Raw genomic sequence first — 19,749 nt, 5'->3', positions numbered from 1 at the left:
TTACCTTTAAAAGTGCTATCTAATAAAATTACCTCCCTTGACATCAGGGTCGAGGGTTGTTTCTGAATGCAGCAAATCATAGTCTAGAATAAAACTATTTTTTAAGTCCGCTCCTTTTTCGGTTCTATTTTTATCTAAATAATGCTTGAACAAATGAGCCCCGATAAAGGGTGTGCTGAATGAAGTTCCGCTCAGTTCTAGACCACTGGCCGGGCTACCGAACATTTCTCCGGTTTCTAAAATAGTTAGATGCCAACGCCCAGCTAGGTCAACAGATTGGTTGCCATAATTGGATCCAACACCAGTACCATTAAATAGTTGTACGGTCTTTTCGGCATTATGACCGGCAACGACCATCATATTTAAGGGTGGGTCGGTAAACCATATATCTGAATTATAACTTGCCGGAAAATGTGGAGTGTTGTCAATATTAGACATGTCATTACCTGCCGAAGAGACTATAAGCGATTTTTCTAAAGACTCTATATATGATTTAAGAGTCAATAAATCTTCATCTATAGTGAAATTGGGTAATTGCCCACCGAAACTGGTGTTTATCAAAGCAATATCATACCCCATTTCTGCAAGTTGGTTCAGGTAACTAAAGGCGCAGACCACTTTCCAATACGAAGATTTCCCCTGGTCGTCAAAAATCTTTAAAGGCAGTACTTGAAACCGATCTAACGGGGTGCCCTGAAGGTTATCGACAAAAGTTTTTAAAACATTTGTGCCGTGTGCGGTTGCATCGACACTCATGTCGGCATTGCCTTCAGCAAAATTCCAGCCGAAATTAGATTGTTGGTCTGAATCGCTTTGAACTACGCACTTGATATTATTGTTAATAGTTGTGGTCTCCATAAGTTGAAGATTGTCTATACCAATTTGATTTAAATCTAAGCCTGAATCTAAAATGGCTATAACCGGTATATCGGTATCATCTTGTATAAAGGTGGGTTCTTCCACTTTAGACGGTACGATACCTCTGTTAAATATTTCGCGGTAAGAATCGATGATATAATTTTTATCCCCATCAAGCCCTTGATTACCTTTACTTTTAGCAATGGCGATTACTCCGTTCAAATCGAGACTGTCAGGTATGGTCCATAGTATAATGTCTTCATCGCATGAACAGGTTTGAATGTTATCTCCGAATAACTCTATTAATTCTTCTTTGATTGCGGCAGCTTCCTCATCAGAATAGTTAGAAAATCCGCTTAAAACCATTTCGTTGGTGCTTTCTGTTATAGGTATAGATTCGTCTAGCACATCGATTCCTCCCTTTAAACATCCATTACTGTCAACGGTAAAACCCTCTTCTAGAGCAGGGGTGTTGGGGCAGTTATCAATTTCATTCGGAATACCATCCCCATCTAAATCAAGAATATCTTCTACAGGGCATCCCTTTTCGTCGACTTTAATTCCACTGGGGGTGTCGGGACATTCATCACCTGAGTCGACTATACCGTCCCCATCCATATCATCAGTATTGTCGAGATCGCACCCATTTTGGTCTACAGCAGTACCTTCAGGTGTGTCGGGGCATTCATCATTTATATCAACGACACCGTCACCGTCGGTATCTGCATTGATAATTTCTTCGCAGGCATACGTAATGCTTAATATGGCCAACCCCATCAAAAGGTATTTTAAAACTTGATTCTTTCTCATAGCTATAAATTTTAGAACGTACTTTTTAAAATCTGATGGGGGAAGAAAAGAGGCGTTGACAACTAAAAACGAAATGTAAATCTTTCAAGAGCCACTTGCGGTAATAAACTTACGCATTTTTTTAAAGGTCTTTGAGTTTTTCGTAGAAAAGCCATTAATGAGCTAGTATTATGAGGCTTATCGGTGATTGAATTCGTGAGTGTTTGAGAAAAATCTTTTTGGAGAACTGTATTTTTTTTGAACTAAATCAATTTTTTATCACCTCTTGTTAACCTTTTTGGCCCCATACCTATTAAAGGGTAAATAATAAAAACCTTTATCAATTAAAATTTAAAATTATGAAAACTATGAAATTATTTACAATGTTGTTCTTAGCAATGGGAGTTATGTTCGTCTCATGTGATAAGGAAGGGCCCGAGGGGCCACAAGGTGAGATAGGACTTACAGGTGACCCAGGCCCACAAGGTGAAACGGGCGAACAGGGCCCGCAAGGTGAAGATGGCAATGCCAATGTTATTGCTTCGGGTTGGATGGCATCAACATTTTCGGACGTAGCTACATTTAGTCAATCACAGGAAGTTTTTGATTCTAATATTACAGCTGAGGTGATTGACGGAGCAATACTTCTAGCTTACGGCAGGGGTGGAAGCGATGGAAACCCAAACCGATTGGCAATTAATCTGCCATATCTAACTGGAGAAAGAAATTACTATTCCATTGCTAGAATAGGTAGTATTATTTTTGCAGGAAGGCGAACTGGCACTACAAACCAGATTTTTGGTGATTTTACAGCGTTTAGATTTGTGCTGATTCCTTCAAATGCAACATCCAAGGTAGCACAACCTAACTTCGAAAAAATGTCTTACGAAGAAGTAATGAATCATTTTGGTCTAGACTATTAAAAAGAACATAAGTCAAAAAAACCGGGGTTTTACCTCGGTTTTTTTTGGATAAAGGCCTTACCGCTTGATGGAGGCACTCTGTCAAATACGAAAGTCAATTCTAAAGTTCTTTTTGTTCATACTCTTTAAGAATCATCTCCTCTTTTATCATGTTAACCTTTATAAAGGGCTGAACATTAAAGAGAAAGTGCATTAATGTACTCGATAGATAGCTTTTAAACCGAAGAGATTCTAAAGCTATAAAACACACTTATTAAATCTTTACCCATGGTAGATTATATACTTTCTGATAACCTAAAGCAAGTAACTCATATTTCACAGGCACTCGCTAAAGAATATGCCCATAAGCATTATTCATCGGCACATTTGCTTAAGGCACTCTTACATAAAGATATAGGGTTGTTTTCTTTTATCGAAAGTATGGGTCAAGATGCATATTATGTTGAAGAATGGGCCGAAGTACGATTAGAGTCGTTACCAAAAACGGCTAAAATATCAGAACACCCGACGGGAGATTCTTTGGTCGAGGCCGTGTTCTACGAAGCGGAAAATATCAAGTTGAAATTAGGTTTAGATGACTTGAACGAGCATTGCCTATTAATAGCACTATCGACCCCGGGTGTAGGTTTTTCATACGACCAGCTAAAAACATTTCCGCTTACGCCTAACGAGATTGTAGCATACGTTTTGCCGACAACAGCAGAATCGACCCAATCAAATGATACTGTTGGGCAGGCTAGTTCTAAACATAAGAATGGCCAGGTCGGTTCTACCTTGCTAAAATATTGCATCGACAAAACGATGCAAGCCCGTAGCGGTGCGATCGAAAACATTTCAGGCAGAGATTCTGAAATTAAAATGATTATGGAAATCCTTGGCCGACGCTCAAAGCCCAATGTTTTAATACTCGGTGACCCTGGTGTAGGTAAAACCGTGTTGATAAACGGTTTTTCGTATGCCACGATAGGTGAAAATATTCCCGATAACTTCAAAGATGCTCGAATTTTCGAGCTAGACTTTATACACTTAGTATCCGGGGCTGGGTATAAGGGCGAGATTGAAGACCGTTTTCAAAAGGTCTTTAACGAAATCAAACAGTTCGATAAGCCTATTTTATTTATTGATGAACTAAAAAATCTATCTGATAAAAAATCTGGCAATCAGGGTTTGGTCAATATTCTAAAATCGGAGCTCGTAAAAGGTGAACTAACGGTAATTGCAACAGCTACCAATGATGCCTTTCGTAAACACATCGAATCAGATGAGGGCCTAGCCCGCCAATTTGAGGTGGTAAGCTTAATGGAACCCAGTGAATCATCGGCCCAACGTATGATTAAAGATTCGGTCGGTTATTATAGCGATCATCACCGCTTGGCCATCGAAGATGAAACTATTTCTGAGGCGATACGTTTGGCAAAACGCTACAATAAAGAACGAAGTCTGCCCGATTCTGCTATCGATCTTATTGATAGAACCATGTCTGCCGCGAAATTTATGTTAGAAACATCGTTGCTAGAAATAGCCGCACTAAAATTGAGAATTGAAAAACTACAAGAAGAAGAGTGGGCGGCCCATAAAATGATGGCAGAGCAAAATTGGATGTACACTCAAATGCAGAACAAGCTAAGCTATCTTTTATTTACTGAAATGGGTGATGAGCACAAGATATCAAGTATCGATAACCCCGAAGATGGTTTTGAGGTTCTGTACCAGATTTTGAGTGATTTAGAGATAATAGCCAAGAGAGAAAAAATAAGCGTTACCAAACATGATTTTGCAGCAACTATCGCAAATAAAACGGGTATCCCGACCGGAAAACTCAAAGCCGATGAAAAAGAACGGTTGCTTCATATGGAGGAGCAACTAATTAAGAGGGTTATTGGGCAAGATCATGCGGTCGCTACGATTACCGAGGCCGTTTTAGAGTCTCGTTCAGGTTTAAGTAAACCAGGCTTGCCGATCGGATCATTTTTCTTCTCGGGACCTACCGGAACGGGAAAGACAGAATTGGCAAAGGCCCTGGCGGAATTTTTGTTTCAAGATGAACGTTCCATTATCCGTTTCGATATGTCTGAATTTAAAGAAGAACATTCAGCAGCGTTATTATACGGGGCACCACCGGGATACATTGGTTATGAGGAAGGAGGGCTATTGGTGAACAAAATCCGGCAGAAACCTTATTCGATAGTTCTCTTTGATGAAATAGAGAAGGCACACCCTTCGGTGTTCGATATCTTTTTACAGATTTTAGACGAGGGTAAATTACACGACCGATTGGGTAAAGAAGGTGATTTTTCTAATGCCGTAATTTTGTTTACCTCAAATATTGGCAGTCAATTTATTGTCGACTCTTTTGGAAGGGGTAAAATTCCTGAATCAAGCGACTTGCTTGAAATGATGGGAGGCCATTTTAGACCAGAATTCTTAGGGCGCCTTACTGAAATCATACCCTTTTCTCCCATAACCGAAGAGAATATCGGTAAGATTTTTAGAATACAGTTGAAAGATCTTTATGAAGCCTTGAAAAAACAGGGCATCACTCTAGATATTACTGATGAAGCAATCGCTATGCTCGCCAAAAAGGGGTTTACACCCAAATATGGCGCCCGCCCTTTACGCGGTATTATTCGAAGTGATTTAAGATCGCCATTGTCAAAGATGATCATCTCAGGAAAAATAGAAAAGGGAACACATATCAAATTGGGCTTGAGCGAACATAACAATTTGCAATGGCAAATGAATGGGGTCAAGGCCAAAGAAGAAAATATAAAAAGTGAAATAATAATCTAAATGCCAAATTATGAGTGATACATACGGAATTGGAGGAACGGAAGTCAAATTAGATGCCAATGAAGCATTTGCCGACATACCGAGAAATAGAACCTTACTGGTAGAAAAATTGACCAATGACCCGGCCATCAAACCAGTAGTACAAGACGGATTGAAGACCATTGAAGAAGTCTTCGAGCATTTTGGGCCTAAGGTCGAAGTAGAATTTGAGAATGCCGATGGCGTAGGTAAGAAAGAGATGCTCAAGTTTGCCAATCTGGGTGATTTTGGAGCAAAGGGAATCACTAGACAAAGTAGTTTTCTCAAAGATCTGGCAACTGAAAAAGACCAATATGTAAAGGTCGTGAAACAATTGAAAACGAATAAGATTCTAAAGACGGCTATTGCAGACCCAGAAGCGAAACAAGCTTTATTAGATGCTATTCGTGCATTATTAACCGAAATAGAAGAAAATAAATAATACATTATGGCAACTACAGCACAAGAATTTTCTCCGGTAGAGAACCCAGCAGCATTTTTACAAGAAAGTAGTGATAAACTGGTCAAGTTCGGAGGTTTTGATTTACTCGAAGCCTGCGTTGAAGGCGTTCAGAATATGAATCCGGAACGCAAGGCAAGAAAGCGAATTTTCTTAACTGAAATGAGCAAAAAAGAAGAGCGTGAAACTTTAAAAAAGACTATGGAAATCTGGTCAAAAGTTTTATCGGGTTCTGATGATATTGCCCAAATGGTCGAAGAATGTGAGAGTAGCGCCAAGGCCGCTCACGATTCATTGAACAAAAACTTGGGCAGGGCGATCGATTCGACAAGAAATTTAGAGCGTTCGTACCGATCTGTTGCCCTGTTCTACAAAAACTCAGAATCTGAAAAGGTCAAAAATATATCTATCGTCAATGCCGAGTTAGAGCAGATGAAAGATTTAGACAATACCCGTTTCATCGATGCGATCAACGCAGAGCTAACCGATAACTTTGATCGACTTGATCTTCGGGAGAATTACAGCCTATTGGTTATTCCTGGTTACTTGGGGTCTAATAAAGTGGTGGAAAAATGGGCCAAAATTGCCCATGAAAATAAGGTGATGTTGGTGACCGATTTTGAGCATTTAGATGAGCCTGACGATGTGATGGAAATGTTCGAGGCGGCCAATCTTACCGGCGGAGATAAATTCAGGTCAAATGTGATGATGTCTTGCAATTGGCTGGTAGGTCGTGGCAAACACGATGAAGTAGGGGAGCAAGATGATCTTTTTGTGCCTCCTTCAGGAGCTTTGGCCGGTAAAGTATATAAAACCTTAATGTCGCAAGTAACTGCAGGTAAAAAGTTCGGTGGTATGAACGAAGTAGACGGCGTACGTTTTGACTTGAAGAAAAGTGATATTGCTCAATTGGAAAAACTGGGCTTGATCCCGATGGTCAACGAATATGGTAAGGTAATGGCGTTTTCGGCCAAGACCTTGTTCAATGGTGATAACCTGGGGCTGCAGACTTACTCAGTCGTGAGGGTATTCGATTATGTCACCAAAGTGTTGATGGACTTCCTTAACCGAAGGGCCTTTGAAAATTTCAACGCCAGAACCCGTAAAGAATTGATGGGCCAAATCGTAAAATTCTTGGACGGCATCACCGGACCTGACAAGCTCATCGAAGATTTCTCTATCAAGCGTTTTGAGCAAGATTCCGTTCAAAAAGACAAAGTGCATTTAGATATACACATGAAACCCTATTTCCCGGCCAAAAACTTTATGATCAAAATGGAAGGTCAAAAAGGCGACGATGGCAATGAGTGGGATTCTGAGTATGAGCAGCAGTAAAATATTAACAGAACAAACTAATTTTAAACACAGTACGAAACATATAGGATTATGTTAACCTACTGTGTTTTTTGCTAAATGGACAAATGATACAAATAAGCACGGTTAACAGAAGGCATGGTGAAGATCCAGTTTTGAGAATTCCTGAATTTATTAATCGTTTAAACCAAATAAATTCAAGAGCTATTCTTTATACGAACAATAACCGCACCTTGCAGTATAGAATAGTTGACATCGCTAATATTACAAACTTCGATAGAAATATGATGCGTTTTATCGACGACGATGCCATGGTGCCTTTGAGATTTGTAAGTAGAACCAGTGAATTTGTCGACAGCCATTTCTTGGGAACCGTCGATATCGATGATTTGTTAGGAGGAAGCAATCATAGTTTTCAACTTAATCTCTTGCATATACTGGAAGAAAGATTTCGAACACCTGATTATGCCCATCGTAGAACTATCTTCGATAGACCGCACCAATTGGCTATAGTCGCTGAGAGAAATCATTTAAGGCAGCTATTGCACGATCAATCGGTGAGATACACGGGAGAAAGGGAAAGAAGAAGCAACGGATATGTTTTCACATACCGTAGCGATAGAGGTTATCGAATTGAGCATCTATTTCAAACGGCCAACGGTCGAGTTACTAGTGATGTTTTTATTATTCAAAATAACAATAGAACTCCATTAAACGAGTTTCTTCGAGATAATCAACTAGCAAATTAAAAATTCAGATTACGAGGCTAGTTTTCAATTGGCGATACGTCTACCATTTTCAGCTGTTTCTTGTTGACCATTTACATCTGCACGAGCAAGGCTTGCACTAGCTGAAGTACTGATTTTCATGGCTGCAATGTGGTCATGGGTGTAAATGGAGAATTTTTTTAAGTCAATTTTTATGGCCAGATAACCTCATAGGGCATAGTTTTCAATTCTTCCTCAAAATAAGGCCTAATTGCTTTTGCACTTCCGCACCAAACAATGCTTAATTTTTTCTTGTCCGGTTCAATAATAACACTATGCATTACCGGGGACGTTCTAAGTAGTTTGCCGTTTCTACCATCAACTTTTATTTTTGGTGTTTCTTGTGGTAATCGAAAAACAAATTCTGATCTGTCCGGATGAATATTTGTTAATCGACAACTTTCGCCACCAAATAAATATCTAGATTGTAAGCCGAGAGAGGCACCATTACAGGCTCTAAAAGAGAACTGAGATTTTTTTATTTCGTTTGTGCTCTTTAAGAGCTCTTTTGAGGACCATTTATTTTTTATTTCATAAATATTTTCATCTAAACCGTTGGGTAATGGGTATATTCCGAAGTAGGCAATTCGGGGAAACCAGCCAGGGCATACCCAATCTGTACAAACCGGAACAGGCATTCTATACCACTTGAAAGGTTCTTTACAAATAAAATTTTCGGATGTTAGTAGATTGTTGGGATCCTCAATATTTGGCAAGTTTAGGGTTTCAATAGTTTCATTATTGGGTTCGACTATAAAACCTTTGCCAATTGGGTTTCTTGGATATCGGTATGGGCTTCCTTCGAAAGGGTCTACTACATCTAATATATGCTTGAAAGACTCTTTGCCCATAATTTTTTCCTTAAAAGGTTTTTCTGCTAGTAAATCTTTACCGCCGTAAGAATATTTATACTCTAATGGTATCTCGTTTATTGATTCAGCTTCACTAAAAGCATAAGAACCATTTTCTTTTTTATAAACTTTTCTGTTTCCCTGTATTTGTAAATCTAATTTAAGCTTAGCTATTTCTACAGATGCTAAAAATGAAAAAGTGTTTTTGACACTTCTTGCTTTCCCTTTGACAATTATATCCGTAAACGGCTTAAAAGGATATAAATCTATGTCTTGATCAACAATCTCATCATTTTCTTTATTGGTTTTTAAATCGACAACTAAAGGGAGTTGTTTGTCCGATATCGAACAACTACCATTATCATTAATTTCATAGGTGCGTTTTACTATTAGGGAAAGAAACGGTTTGCCCTTTGAATTTTTCCCTGATAATAATTGTGCGGTTTTTTTCATGAATCAAGAATTTCTCCGGTATAAAAATTGGCAGCCTCGGCCGTAAAACTGTTATCTTGTAAGCCTAGTTCATGACCTACAAGACTAGATCCAGCATCTATTGCATTTCCAAAGTGATATTTCATGATTTCTTCAGTACCTGATTGAACAAATTGACCAAATTGACTTTGTGCAATATCTTCTAAACCTTCTTTTAAAAAAGCTTTTCCAAACACTCGGCCAACTATTGCTCCAGAAGCACTTGTTAACCCCCCAAATGCCTTGCTGCAAACAAACCCTACTGCCATACTGAGTGCAATACTTACCATACTTGCTACATAGTCCGCATAATTAAACCCTGCCATATTACAGCCCGGGGCCACAACCAAATTGGTGTTCCAAGGAACTGGATCATAGCAGTTGAAATTGAAGCCGACATAAACCAATGGAGCTATAGCTGCCGGTTTTCCTTCTAGCTGAACCGTAAATGATCCGAATTGTGAAACCGAGCTACTAGTAAGAACCAATAAGGGAAATAAAATGTTTGTGGCAACGTGACCAATACCTAGACCAATATCTGAACCCCTTTGTAAAGTGATGAAATTATGGGACATTACAGTTTTTGCCAGAGAAGCTTTTAGGTTTAATCCCCCTAATACTTGGGCAACGAAATGTGGCATAAAAGGAGTAGGGACAGGAGGTACACCTGGAACTATACCGTTGTGGAGATCCATGCCGACCATAGGGTGAACATTTGTATGAATTGAGCAGTGCATATTCTCTGGTTTTATATTTTGTGATTTAATGTTGTCTGTCTTTTTTCCATTGGCTTAACAACGTATCTAAAGGGAAAACGATAACTTATGAAACCTTTATTTTCATTTGGTAGGATACCAACTTGATCAATAGTCATTTTTCTGTTATTGACTTTATCACCTAAGTTTACATTGATTTCTAATTCAGTATTTGGTACGATAAGATTAAAGTCTTTTCCTCCTGTTACTCCTTTTATAGAAATGCAATCTCCAGTTTTTAGTTCATCAATAATGAGGTTAGGGAAGGCCGAGTTGAAAAACTTGTTATCCAGCTTTTCTATTTTAGTTTTTTCCTCATTTAAAACTAAATGATATTTTGCTTTTAGGGGCATAATAGGAAAGGAGCAAACGCCCGCTGGTTCTTGCCATGAATTCCATTTGTCGATTAAACTATCTGCATGTTCAATATTGGGTAATGGTTTGCCAATAGCTTCTTCTTTTGTATAATAATAGCCCTTGCCATGTGGATTGGAAGGGTATGGTACTTCGAGGCCGTCCCATTTTGCTGTTCCGCCAAAGGCATTATATAATGTTAGCGGTATCTCTGTAAAGGGTTCTGGAGTACTTATACTTAAGATGCCTAGAAACGATTTCCATTTGCGATTACCAAATACTTTTAATTTATATATCTCTTTTTTGTTTAAAGATATAATCACATTACTTTCCTTTAGGGCTTTTCCATGGGGTGCTTTTGCAGTGCCAAATATCATAATATCAACACCTCCTTTACTGTAAACATCATCAGTGTCCATTGGCCCATATTCACTAGTCCAATGGGTTTTATGTAACTCCCAATCCTGTTCGTTGCTTATTTTGGTAGTGCCATCCTCCAAAATATCGTATGTGACCCTACACATAACGGCCATTGCAATAACATCATCGTTTAAGGAGGCACGGTGAATCAATGTGTGAAACTTGGTGTTATTTACGAATTCCATAGCGATTTAATCACAGTTCAGTTTTACGCGTTCACCATTTAACTTTATATCGTCATTGGCTGTAAGTTTTATATCCCCTAAAGAAGCTTTTATACATTGCGTTTTAGCAGTTTCGTAATTTTCTCCATGGGTCTCTATAGTTTTGTTTCCTCTTACGTACTGATTAAAGCTCCCTTCACTTTTTACGAAAAGCTGTTTTTGGCTAGAGATGTTCACTTCCTCAGCTGATAGAAGTAATCTGTTCTTGGCAGCGATGCTTATGTTTTCAGCCTCAATATTCAATGTCGCACCTTTGCTTGAGACTTCTATGGTAAATAACACGAGACCTTTAGCATTTCTGACTCTAACAATATCACTATCATTCTCACTATGTATGGCCAAACTATGCCCTTTTCTTAGCGGTTTCTGATATACAGGATTACTAATTATGTCCTTTTTTGTTTCCATCTTAATTTAATTTTACTTGTCCGCCTTTTATCTCTGTCAATGTAGTGCCGTTAATTGTTGCGGTAGTGGAAGCATTAACTTCTGCAGTTAATCCTTTTACTTCCGCCTTACCAGTTTTTGCTTCTAAAGTTGCTGTGCCACCGTCCGCTTTTAATTCTGTATCCGAGGTTAACCACAAACTTGAATCTCCGGCTATGGTAGTGTCTGGAGACCCAACGTTTAATGTTTCTCTTGCATCAAAAAAGCCCACCTTACAGTCTATATTGAATTGTTCTACGGCGCTAATGACAACGTTTCCCGTTCCATCCAAAAGAATAATACTACCAGCTTTGTCTTCGAGTTTAATACTGCCGTCGCCATCATTCAGGGTTAGGGTGCAACCACTCCTGGTTCGCAAAATGGTATTGTCATTACCCGGGCTAGAGCTATTGCCTGGTGGTTTTGCGTTTGCATTGAAAAGACAACCCGCGGCATAAGGTACTTCGGCATTGCCACTTTCAAAATCGATTAATACTTCTTCGCCGATCTCTGGAATACTGTAGAAACCCTTACCTCTTCCAGCATGTACTGCCAACACACGAATCCAAGAAGTCATCTTGTTTTCTCTTTTTTGCCATGGGAACTGTACTTTGATTCTACCCATCGACTCGGGGTCATGGTTTTCTTTAACAATAGCTACTTGGCTAGCACTTTTGGGAAAAGCATTGATGTTTGTAAGAGGGTAGGCATCAAAACTACCGGAAATTGCCTTGAAATTATTTTTGTAATGACCACAATGATCAGTACTGTGAGCGATTTCGATTACCCGGTACTTTTCACCCTCAATTTTGACTATGTTGCCCAATTTGACCCCTGGGTTACTACTGACTGCTTCTAATACTACCTCATTTATTACGGTGCACTCGTGCTGGGCTTTTACTTTGGCCTCCAATTGTTTTTTTGCCGAGGGACTGTTATTGCTGCTATTCCAAGAAATGGTTTGACTTTGATAAATTTCATTTGACCTGTCAAAAACAAAGCCATTTAAGGCGGAAAGTCCCTGGGGTTTAGATTGTTCACTAATTGAATGTATTTCGTCATTTAAATAGTCGTTGGTGTAGTACTCCTTTTTTTGTGGGCGGGGTACGAGACTAAGTGTAAACGATTGAAGGTCAGCTGAATATTTTAATTCGGTTTCTTTAGTTTCCGGTTTTCCAAAAATTAGTTTATCACCATTATAGTAAAACCATTCTCCATATTGTTTTGATAAACGACGAAGAAATGCAAAGCAGCTTTCAGTCTGCTGCACGCAATAATCAATTACGCCGGTATATTTTGGTGCAATACCAGCGTCAATTGCATAGGGTCGTAATGAAGTGGAGACGATATCTTCAAGGGTTGCATTAAAAGAGTCGTGATGCACTCCGTCGTCTGCAAGAATGGTTGGGCTTTTTGCCCGTATAATAATTTCATCGCCCGTAGCAGAGTGTTGCCCTTTTACAATCTTGATATCTGTAATTATACCTTTAAACTCTAAGGTGCCAAGGGTTGATCCGTTTCTAATAGAACCTATTTGAATGGCTATTGATTTGCCTAAAAACTCTTTACTTTTTTCTCCTAATTCTTTAGATTCTTTTTCGAATACATCCATGCGAAAAACTACTTCTAAAGTATGGTGAGCATCTATTTGCTGATTAAGATAAAGGTGTTTGAAAGTTGGGACTAACTTTCCTCCAATATAAATCGATGTTTTTGATAGTAAAGCCATGGCATTTTAGGTGTTAGTAGACGTCCCAAGAATTTTCATAACTTATATCGTTAATATCGATTGCCCGGGCCGTTATTGAAATTCTCGTCTTCATAGGTAGTGTATCTTCGGCGTTAAATGCTTCTTGATAACTCACGCAAAGGGCATCGTGAAAGGTTAGCGTCTTGTTGCTTGACATGCTATCCCTATTGTAAAAAACTATTTCCCCATCTTTAAAGGTGTGCGGTAATAGCATCCAAGCAAGTATATCTGTATTGCCTGTTGACTCTAGGAGAAGATGAATTAGACCTGCCCGGGGTAGTTCTGTAGGTCGACCATCATGCCCTATGCTCTGATTAAAATCATAGGAACATTCCAAGATATTCGTTTCTTCACCCTCAATAGTTAATTTTGCTAGAAATGACATAGTCGATTATTTTAATAGTATTCAATCAAAAGGGTAGGTGCAGAACATACCCTTTCAATCGAATACTCTGCTTGTTTAAGATGTTATTGTACCCACTCGTTCACATGCTCGCCATTACCTATGGCAATAGATTTCGCAGATATCGTAAACGATTCTGACATCGGGTTTTCACCTGTCGAATCAAAATGCTCACGATACTTCACCAAGTAGCCCTCGGTAAACTTGAGTTCTTTAGAAGTGGCATCGGTATCTCTTTTTAAGAAAACAATAGAGCCGTCTCTACGCTCAAAATTGTTAAACATCCAATCTGAAATAGCGGTATCTGATGTTGATTCTATTTCACAATTGATCCTGCCGCCCCGGGTAATTGAAGATGGTCGACCGGTTACATCGGTTTCTTGATGTAGCTCATAACTGCAATTGAGTACATTGTACTCTTCGCCGTTCACTTTTAGTTTTGCTTTGAAAGCCATAATCTTAAGGTTTAATTAATAATTAATATTTAGATATAACATCTATATGTGCTAATGCGGTAAATAAAAGTGGGGGCCATAGTAATAGGGTGAAGCTCAGCTTTGAAATTTGCTGGTTTTCAGATAGCATAACACCTCTTGTTCTACTTTATCTTTTTTGAAGTGAAAGGTTAACACTGAGAGATATATATTTTTTTAAAATATGATTTAAGGTTGAGCGATTAAGTATCGGTTACCCTACTACAAATGATGACACTGTCTTCATGAATATTATTTTCTGAGATGGTCCGGTTAAAGTTGATGTGCTTGATTGAGCTGTACCAATTTGGTTTAAAATGAAACACCCATGAACTCGGCTGTTTGGTTTTATCGTCTAAAATTTCGATTTCACTCTCAGGGTGCCTCTCGTTGTAATCGTTAATAAAAAAATAAAACAGTTTGGCAAACTCCATACCCTTTGGTGCCTTAACCCTAAAATTGGTAATATCATCTACACTTTCCTTTTTCTTGAATTCAAAACTGATTACTCTCGGGTTGGCCAATTCATTAGGGCTTGGGTCTTTTATTTCTTTACCTAAAGGATATGGCCAGCTTTCGTAAACTGGGAGGGTTATTTGCGTGGCAAACTCATACATTTTATAGAATAGCATGGGTAAAATAAAGAGTAGGGCTGCTGATACGAACAGGTAACTGAATGCCGGTCTAAATCGACTGACCACTTGTAGAAATGCAATCAGGCCAATACAAACATAGGCAAGAGTAAACAAGAATTCAGGAAAGACCTTTGATGCATCGGAAGATAGATCAGGAAAGAACTTTCTTATGACATAAAGATGCAACAGGCCCAAGGCAAAAAAGAGTATTTCAATACCATAATAACTATTAAGAGGTACATCGTTTAATACTTTGCTCGAACTTAAAAATGCGGTCAAAGCAAAGGTGGCCAAAACAAATAGCGCATAGACGATTGCACTTTTCTTATTTTTAGTGAAAACTTTTCTCAACTTGGCAATCAGGGTAAAGATTAAAGTGCTCACCAAGAACAATCCGATATTAACCTTTATAATTTCGCTATTTAGTACAGTGCCCATCGTTTTCAATTCTATTATTTATAAATAAGTTGAAATGCCCATTATCGGTTCAAGTGATTCATTTAAGATAAAACCAGGGTCTTCGTTCATGATAATGTTTGTTTTCGATTCAATTTCCATTGGTAATAAATACCCATAGAACGTGTCAATGAATGATGAGAATCCTTTTGAGTATAAATATTGCTCGGCCCGATTTCGTATAACAGGTCCAATATTCACTTCTAACAAAGGCTCGAGTATCTCATATTCAGGGCCATCAAGAATACTATTTACGCCTAATTGGAAATCACCGTTAGAAAACCCATCTTCCTGCTCCAATGTTTCTGACATACGATTGATATGCTTAAGCTTAAATTCTACTTTCTCGTCTAAAATTCTTTCTAAACACATGCGAATGGTTTCAAGGTTACCAACGATTTTATGACAATGGGGCAATAGTTTGATCAGTTTGAGCATATAAGGTCGAGGGATACTTAGATCTAAGTTCCAGAACGAGATTAAAAAATCATCTTTCAAGCTATAAAAGTTATTAAGCGAGTCTCTTTCATTTTCTTCAATTTTAAGTCTTTGAAAAAAGAATTCACTTTCTATGGGTGCGAAGAACTGCCTTGTTGCTTGCTCCTCTTCTTTCATTACTTTTCTTCTATCTGTATACGTTTCATCTATCTTGCCAACATATGGGGCATGAAATAAGCCTTCGGGCAAACTATCGTACAGTCCGTTTCTTGATAGGTTTAGAGTTAACTTGTCATCATGAAGAACATTGTCGATATTGATGACGTCTCTACGGTATGATCTAGAAAATGTTCCCTTATTGGATATGACAAAATCGTCAATGCCTAAATGTGAATTTTCTTGAATTTCAGCGATCAGTACCTCGGCATTTAAATTCTCATATACAGAGCTGAGTTCATCATAAAGGTTGTCAAGTGTGGTAGGGTTCATCTTTTGCAATTATCCGTTTGTATTCACCCTTCTTCCACCGGCATAGAAACGCTTATTCCAAAACGGATCGGAGAGGTCACTTATTTTCACTCCGGAACTACCACTTTTACCAACTCTAGAGGTAGCATTTATAAACTTGTTGTTTGCCAGATATAGGCCTACATGAGTGATAGTATCACCATAGTCTCCTGCAGCTCGAAAAAATACAAGGTCCCCCTCTTCTAAATATTTAGCGTCTGAAAATGTAATGGTCGCTTTAGAGTCCATTTGTTTTTGTGCCGTTCTTTCGATGGGCCAACCATAAACCTTAAAAAATAGCAATTGCGAAAAAGAGGAACAATCGATGCCTGCTTTGGTCTCGCCCCCTAGTAAATAGGGTGTGCCCATCCACTCATCAATAAATGAAAAGAGTGCAGTGTTGGTGATTTCTTCAGGAGCAACTCCTAGAACTTTTGCATAATTCTGTTGTAAAGGAGTAATCTGTGGTTCAACTGCCACATGTTCTTCATTAGTTTCATTATTTGAAATCTCTTCATAAGTTACCGCGACTTCTGGCTCTTGATTCTTTTTTTTGACTAGCCCAAATAGCTTTCGGTCATCTTTCTTCAGTTCTTTTTTCTTTTTTTTCAGCTCTTTCTCTTCTTTTTTTCTCTTCTTTTTTTCCTTTTTGGTCATTGTCAATTTGACCTCTTCTACGATTAGTTTTTTCCCGGGCATGATATGAACGAGAAAATATTTATCCTCATAACCATCTTTCGAAACTTCAACCATGTGCTCGCCTTTGGGTAAGTCGCCATTAAAGTTGAACTTGCCTTCGTCACTGGTGTTTTCAGTGAAAGGGGTTTGCTTAATGGTCACAATCGCATTGGCTACGGTTTTTGAACTTTCTTCTTCGACGACCATTCCTGATAAGCTCGATTCTTGACCAAATGTTAGAAAAGAAAATGTGAAAAATAAGAGAACGAACAGTGAGTTTTCTATAGATGATTTTGAAAATTGGCAATCCGTTTTTTGAAACTTCAAGTTTTGTTTTGTGTGGGCAGAAATTGAATACATGATGCGAGTATTTAAATAATTGAACAAAATGTTTTTCTATTTATACTCTTTAATAGAAAGACTTGTGGTTAGGTTAACAGGCTCGCTAAAATTTATGAATCGGTAATTAGGACTTAGAGAGCCAGCCCGACCCGTAAAATCTTCATGCCCGGTTGGCAGATTATCTATATATCAAAGAGAGGTGTCGGTCTAAAGAAATATGGAGCAGCATTCCACATTCGAAAAAACCTCATTCTGTGTTAACCTCTAGACGTTAATTACCATTAAATAAAAAATGAGTGCCGTCATAGTGTCTTTAAGGTGTAATCGGCAAAACATATAATTGATTTCGAGAATTATGGGCATTAAATATTACACATTGCCACTTATTACAAAAAAACTGATAAATAGAAAGCCTATTTCGTTATGCAACTTAACGCAGTCGATTTCACACTATATACATCTTGTCAACACCTCGTATTTTGGAGAATGCACTTTTGATGAAAGCTTCGGTTGTTCTGTTTGGCTTGTTGATTTCGACAATTTAAAAAGCACCAATAGGCTTAAAGATTTTATTCAAGAATCACTCTATGAATCGTTGCTCAAACATGAAAGACGACTGACGGAATTAAGGGTAAACGTTAAAATAAAACAAGAAGAACTGTTCGGTACAGAGCGACAGAACAGAATAAAAAAACGCATAGATATTAGAATCAAGGGCAAAGTGAAAAAAACGAGTGAAGATTTTTCATATGTCGAATACTTCTATATCGGTCCGTTGTCGTATTAGAAAACCAGAGAAATGAATACCAAAGAAGACATCAAGAACAGAATGATCAAGAATGCGGCTTTGATGTGGGGGGTTCCGGCAAATGAGATAGAGACCTCTTTCGATCCGATTATTGGTCTACTGATAGCGGCGTGCGCCTCAGAAATCGAAAAAGTAGCGGGTGAAGTTAATGGTTCTCAAAGCAGAATAACCGAGAAACTTGTAGAACTTATGACACCAGAGGCGATGAACGGGCCCAGCCCTGCTCATGCCATTTTATATGCCGATCCGATTGAGGAATTTACTACGGTTTTACCGGAGTATCTTTTTGCATATAGAAAAAAACTAACCGATAATTTAACCTCTGTTAAATATAAAGACCTTCACTTTTCCCCTGCCAAGAAATTTAACCTAGTTAATGCCAATGTTCGATTTATTGCTACGGGAAATAGGCTCGTAGAAAACTTAGAAAATAAGAAAAATCAAAAATTGACAGTTGACCTAAAAGGAACTCGATTGAACGATTCGACACTTTATTTGGGTATTTCTAGTAATTTAAAAATGCTTGATCTCAATAATATTTCATTCTATTTTGAACTTAAGGGGGTTGGTCATGAAGACTTGTTCTATCATCATCTAAGAAACGTGAGTTGTTCGTCTGAGAAGGCCACTTTTAATATGGTGGCTGGATTGATGAATTCAAAGGATGATAACTCTGACACTTTGAATCAAATTTTCGATAAGGTTTCTGATAAGACCAATAGGGTTTCCGAACAAATTATAAGACGATATCAGAAACATTACCTCACCTTGCAATCAGATTTGCATAGCGTTATAGAGAAATCTGGTTTTGACGAATTAGAGAAAACTTTAGAGATGAACGACATCAAGTATGATGGTGCCGTTCGCTGGTTAAAGATTGAGTTTTCGAGTGTTATCAGTAATACGGTATTGAAAAACGTCAATTGTTCTTTAAATGCCTTTCCAGTTTTGAATAGATCACTTACAAGCTTTTCGCATGCATTAAAAGAATTCATCAATATTCTGCCAATTAGAACAGAAGACTTACTGTTCGATATAAAATCGATGGAAAACGTTGAGGGGCAAATTTATTCTGAAAGAAGTAAGAATGATTCCAAAAGTGAAAAGGGTACTTTTTTGTTAAGAAAGAATAGCGTAGCCAAATTAGATAGCCGAAAGGCCAAAGAATATATTATTCATCTCATTGAACTTTTAAAAGATGAGAGTGCTTCGTTTTCATTTATGAACAACGATTTTTTGCGCGTTAATTTAAACACCTTAAATCAGGTTATCTCACTTTTAGAAAAAAAGGTGTCAGAGGCTTCAAACACTGTTGATCATACAAATTATTTGTCTCTTAAGCCCTTTGGTGCTAAAGAACATTTATTGGTTGAATATTGGACCACTAATGGCGAACTGGCCAACGATATTAAACCAGGTAGCGAATTGAACAATTATAAGGGTGTGGGTATTAGGCCCAGATCTAGCTTCTTAATAACAACAACACGTGGAGGTAAAGATGAATTGACTACCCAAGATCGTCTTAACTCAAGTAAAAGGTCTTTATTGAGTAATGATCGTTTGGTCACTAAAGAGGATGTTAAGACCGTTTGTCGCGAGTTATATGGTGATAAAATCAAGAAGGTTGAAATAAGAAGGAGTTACATGAAGGCTATCGATTTGAAAAAAGGTCTTATACCCTGTATGGAAATTCTACTGACCCCTAATCAGGAATCTAAAGTTGAAGATGCGGAATGGGATTCAATAGGTAGTAACCTACTTTATTTCTTGGAAAAAAATACAAGAGACATTCTGCCTTACAAACTAAGACTAGTGGGGTGAATAAAACTCCCCTAGATA

General features: G+C 38.1%; 18 protein-coding genes. 7 read left to right on the top strand and 11 right to left on the bottom strand.

All coding sequences use genetic code 11. The annotated features are described in order from the left end of the window. Positions 1-15 precede the first annotated feature (15 nt). Positions 16-1,668 carry a S8 family serine peptidase gene (locus IV512_RS16155; RefSeq protein ID WP_209405210.1) on the bottom strand — a complete coding sequence of 551 codons (1,653 nt, stop codon included), beginning with the start codon at positions 1,666-1,668 and terminating at the stop codon, positions 16-18. Positions 1,669-2,015: 347 nt separating this feature from the next. Here IV512_RS16155 and IV512_RS16150 point away from each other — a divergent pair, with 347 nt between their 5' ends. From IV512_RS16150 to IV512_RS16130, 5 genes are all read left to right on the top strand, one after another. Further along, a complete protein-coding gene (locus IV512_RS16150; protein ID WP_209405208.1) occupies positions 2,016-2,570 on the top strand; it encodes a collagen-like protein in 555 nt (184 codons plus the stop codon). Positions 2,571-2,837: 267 nt separating this feature from the next. After that, a complete protein-coding gene (locus IV512_RS16145) occupies positions 2,838-5,360 on the top strand; it encodes an ATP-dependent Clp protease ATP-binding subunit (protein WP_209405206.1) in 2,523 nt (840 codons plus the stop codon). 10 nt (positions 5,361-5,370) lie between these two features. Continuing rightward, a complete protein-coding gene (locus tag IV512_RS16140) occupies positions 5,371-5,820 on the top strand; it encodes a hypothetical protein (RefSeq protein ID WP_209405204.1) in 450 nt (149 codons plus the stop codon). Between the two features lie 6 nt (positions 5,821-5,826). Beyond that, complete coding sequence (locus IV512_RS16135) at positions 5,827-7,173, top strand: DUF5458 family protein (RefSeq protein WP_209405202.1); 1,347 nt, start codon at positions 5,827-5,829, stop codon at positions 7,171-7,173. An 86-nt stretch (positions 7,174-7,259) separates the two neighbouring features. Then, entirely contained in the window at positions 7,260-7,901 is a 642-nt protein-coding gene (locus IV512_RS16130) for a hypothetical protein (protein WP_209405200.1), read from the top strand. 170 nt (positions 7,902-8,071) lie between these two features. On the opposite strand, the gene IV512_RS16125 is transcribed toward IV512_RS16130, so the two are convergent. From IV512_RS16125 to IV512_RS16080, 10 genes are all read right to left on the bottom strand, one after another. Beyond that, on the bottom strand, positions 8,072-9,223 hold the full coding sequence (locus IV512_RS16125) for a DUF2169 domain-containing protein (RefSeq protein ID WP_209405198.1): 1,152 nt from the start codon (positions 9,221-9,223) through the stop codon (positions 8,072-8,074). Continuing rightward, positions 9,220-9,978, bottom strand: a complete 759-nt coding sequence (locus tag IV512_RS16120) for a hypothetical protein (RefSeq protein ID WP_209405196.1) — start codon at positions 9,976-9,978, stop codon at positions 9,220-9,222. Before IV512_RS16120 ends, IV512_RS16125 begins: the two co-directional genes overlap by 4 nt. An 11-nt stretch (positions 9,979-9,989) precedes the next feature. Further along, positions 9,990-10,955, bottom strand: a complete 966-nt coding sequence (locus IV512_RS16115) for a DUF2169 domain-containing protein (protein WP_209405194.1) — start codon at positions 10,953-10,955, stop codon at positions 9,990-9,992. 6 nt (positions 10,956-10,961) lie between these two features. Next, on the bottom strand, positions 10,962-11,402 hold the full coding sequence (locus IV512_RS16110; protein WP_209405192.1) for a hypothetical protein: 441 nt from the start codon (positions 11,400-11,402) through the stop codon (positions 10,962-10,964). A gap of 1 nt (position 11,403) precedes the next feature. After that, positions 11,404-13,149, bottom strand: coding sequence for a type VI secretion system Vgr family protein (locus tag IV512_RS16105; protein WP_209405190.1), 1,746 nt, complete (start codon positions 13,147-13,149; stop codon positions 11,404-11,406). 13 nt (positions 13,150-13,162) lie between these two features. Further along, the gene (gene tssD / locus IV512_RS16100; RefSeq protein ID WP_209405188.1) at positions 13,163-13,555 is read right to left on the bottom strand and encodes a type VI secretion system tube protein TssD; all 393 of its coding nucleotides are present in this window, start codon (positions 13,553-13,555) and stop codon (positions 13,163-13,165) included. An 83-nt stretch (positions 13,556-13,638) separates the two neighbouring features. Then, positions 13,639-14,028 (bottom strand): type VI secretion system tube protein TssD, encoded by a 390-nt coding sequence (tssD, locus tag IV512_RS16095; protein ID WP_100869684.1) that lies wholly within the window; start codon positions 14,026-14,028, stop codon positions 13,639-13,641. 221 nt (positions 14,029-14,249) lie between these two features. Next, complete coding sequence (locus IV512_RS16090) at positions 14,250-15,119, bottom strand: TssN family type VI secretion system protein (protein WP_209405186.1); 870 nt, start codon at positions 15,117-15,119, stop codon at positions 14,250-14,252. An 18-nt stretch (positions 15,120-15,137) separates the two neighbouring features. Then, positions 15,138-16,064 (bottom strand): hypothetical protein, encoded by a 927-nt coding sequence (locus tag IV512_RS16085; protein ID WP_209405184.1) that lies wholly within the window; start codon positions 16,062-16,064, stop codon positions 15,138-15,140. Positions 16,065-16,073: 9 nt separating this feature from the next. Then, positions 16,074-17,120: an NlpC/P60 family protein gene (locus IV512_RS16080; protein WP_209405182.1), complete on the bottom strand. Its 1,047-nt coding sequence runs from the start codon at positions 17,118-17,120 to the stop codon at positions 16,074-16,076. A gap of 322 nt (positions 17,121-17,442) precedes the next feature. Between IV512_RS16080 and IV512_RS16075 the strand changes: the two genes are divergently transcribed. Next, on the top strand, positions 17,443-17,889 hold the full coding sequence (locus tag IV512_RS16075) for a GPW/gp25 family protein (protein ID WP_245224883.1): 447 nt from the start codon (positions 17,443-17,445) through the stop codon (positions 17,887-17,889). A gap of 12 nt (positions 17,890-17,901) precedes the next feature. Then, a complete protein-coding gene (locus IV512_RS16070) occupies positions 17,902-19,731 on the top strand; it encodes a type VI secretion system baseplate subunit TssF (RefSeq protein ID WP_209405180.1) in 1,830 nt (609 codons plus the stop codon). The last annotated feature ends 18 nt before the right edge of the window (positions 19,732-19,749 follow it).

The sequence above is a fragment of the Pseudozobellia sp. WGM2 genome (assembly GCF_017810075.1).
GTDB lineage: Bacteria > Bacteroidota > Bacteroidia > Flavobacteriales > Flavobacteriaceae > JADNYK01.
This window is presented reverse-complemented; position numbering and strand designations above follow the sequence as displayed.

Coding starts and splice junctions, on each gene's coding strand:
- IV512_RS16125 (WP_209405198.1), bottom strand. CDS start 9,223: ATGAAAAAAACCGCACAATTATTATCAGGGAAAAATTCAAAGGGCAAA.
- IV512_RS16150 (WP_209405208.1), top strand. CDS start 2,016: ATGAAATTATTTACAATGTTGTTCTTAGCAATGGGAGTTATGTTCGTC.
- IV512_RS16080 (WP_209405182.1), bottom strand. CDS start 17,120: ATGTATTCAATTTCTGCCCACACAAAACAAAACTTGAAGTTTCAAAAA.
- IV512_RS16085 (WP_209405184.1), bottom strand. CDS start 16,064: ATGAACCCTACCACACTTGACAACCTTTATGATGAACTCAGCTCTGTA.
- IV512_RS16120 (WP_209405196.1), bottom strand. CDS start 9,978: ATGCACTGCTCAATTCATACAAATGTTCACCCTATGGTCGGCATGGAT.
- IV512_RS16130 (WP_209405200.1), top strand. CDS start 7,260: ATGATACAAATAAGCACGGTTAACAGAAGGCATGGTGAAGATCCAGTT.
- IV512_RS16135 (WP_209405202.1), top strand. CDS start 5,827: ATGGCAACTACAGCACAAGAATTTTCTCCGGTAGAGAACCCAGCAGCA.
- IV512_RS16145 (WP_209405206.1), top strand. CDS start 2,838: ATGGTAGATTATATACTTTCTGATAACCTAAAGCAAGTAACTCATATT.
- IV512_RS16115 (WP_209405194.1), bottom strand. CDS start 10,955: ATGGAATTCGTAAATAACACCAAGTTTCACACATTGATTCACCGTGCC.
- IV512_RS16110 (WP_209405192.1), bottom strand. CDS start 11,402: ATGGAAACAAAAAAGGACATAATTAGTAATCCTGTATATCAGAAACCG.
- tssD (WP_100869684.1), bottom strand. CDS start 14,028: ATGGCTTTCAAAGCAAAACTAAAAGTGAACGGCGAAGAGTACAATGTA.
- IV512_RS16090 (WP_209405186.1), bottom strand. CDS start 15,119: ATGGGCACTGTACTAAATAGCGAAATTATAAAGGTTAATATCGGATTG.
- IV512_RS16105 (WP_209405190.1), bottom strand. CDS start 13,149: ATGGCTTTACTATCAAAAACATCGATTTATATTGGAGGAAAGTTAGTC.
- IV512_RS16155 (WP_209405210.1), bottom strand. CDS start 1,668: ATGAGAAAGAATCAAGTTTTAAAATACCTTTTGATGGGGTTGGCCATA.
- IV512_RS16140 (WP_209405204.1), top strand. CDS start 5,371: ATGAGTGATACATACGGAATTGGAGGAACGGAAGTCAAATTAGATGCC.
- tssD (WP_209405188.1), bottom strand. CDS start 13,555: ATGTCATTTCTAGCAAAATTAACTATTGAGGGTGAAGAAACGAATATC.
- IV512_RS16070 (WP_209405180.1), top strand. CDS start 17,902: ATGAATACCAAAGAAGACATCAAGAACAGAATGATCAAGAATGCGGCT.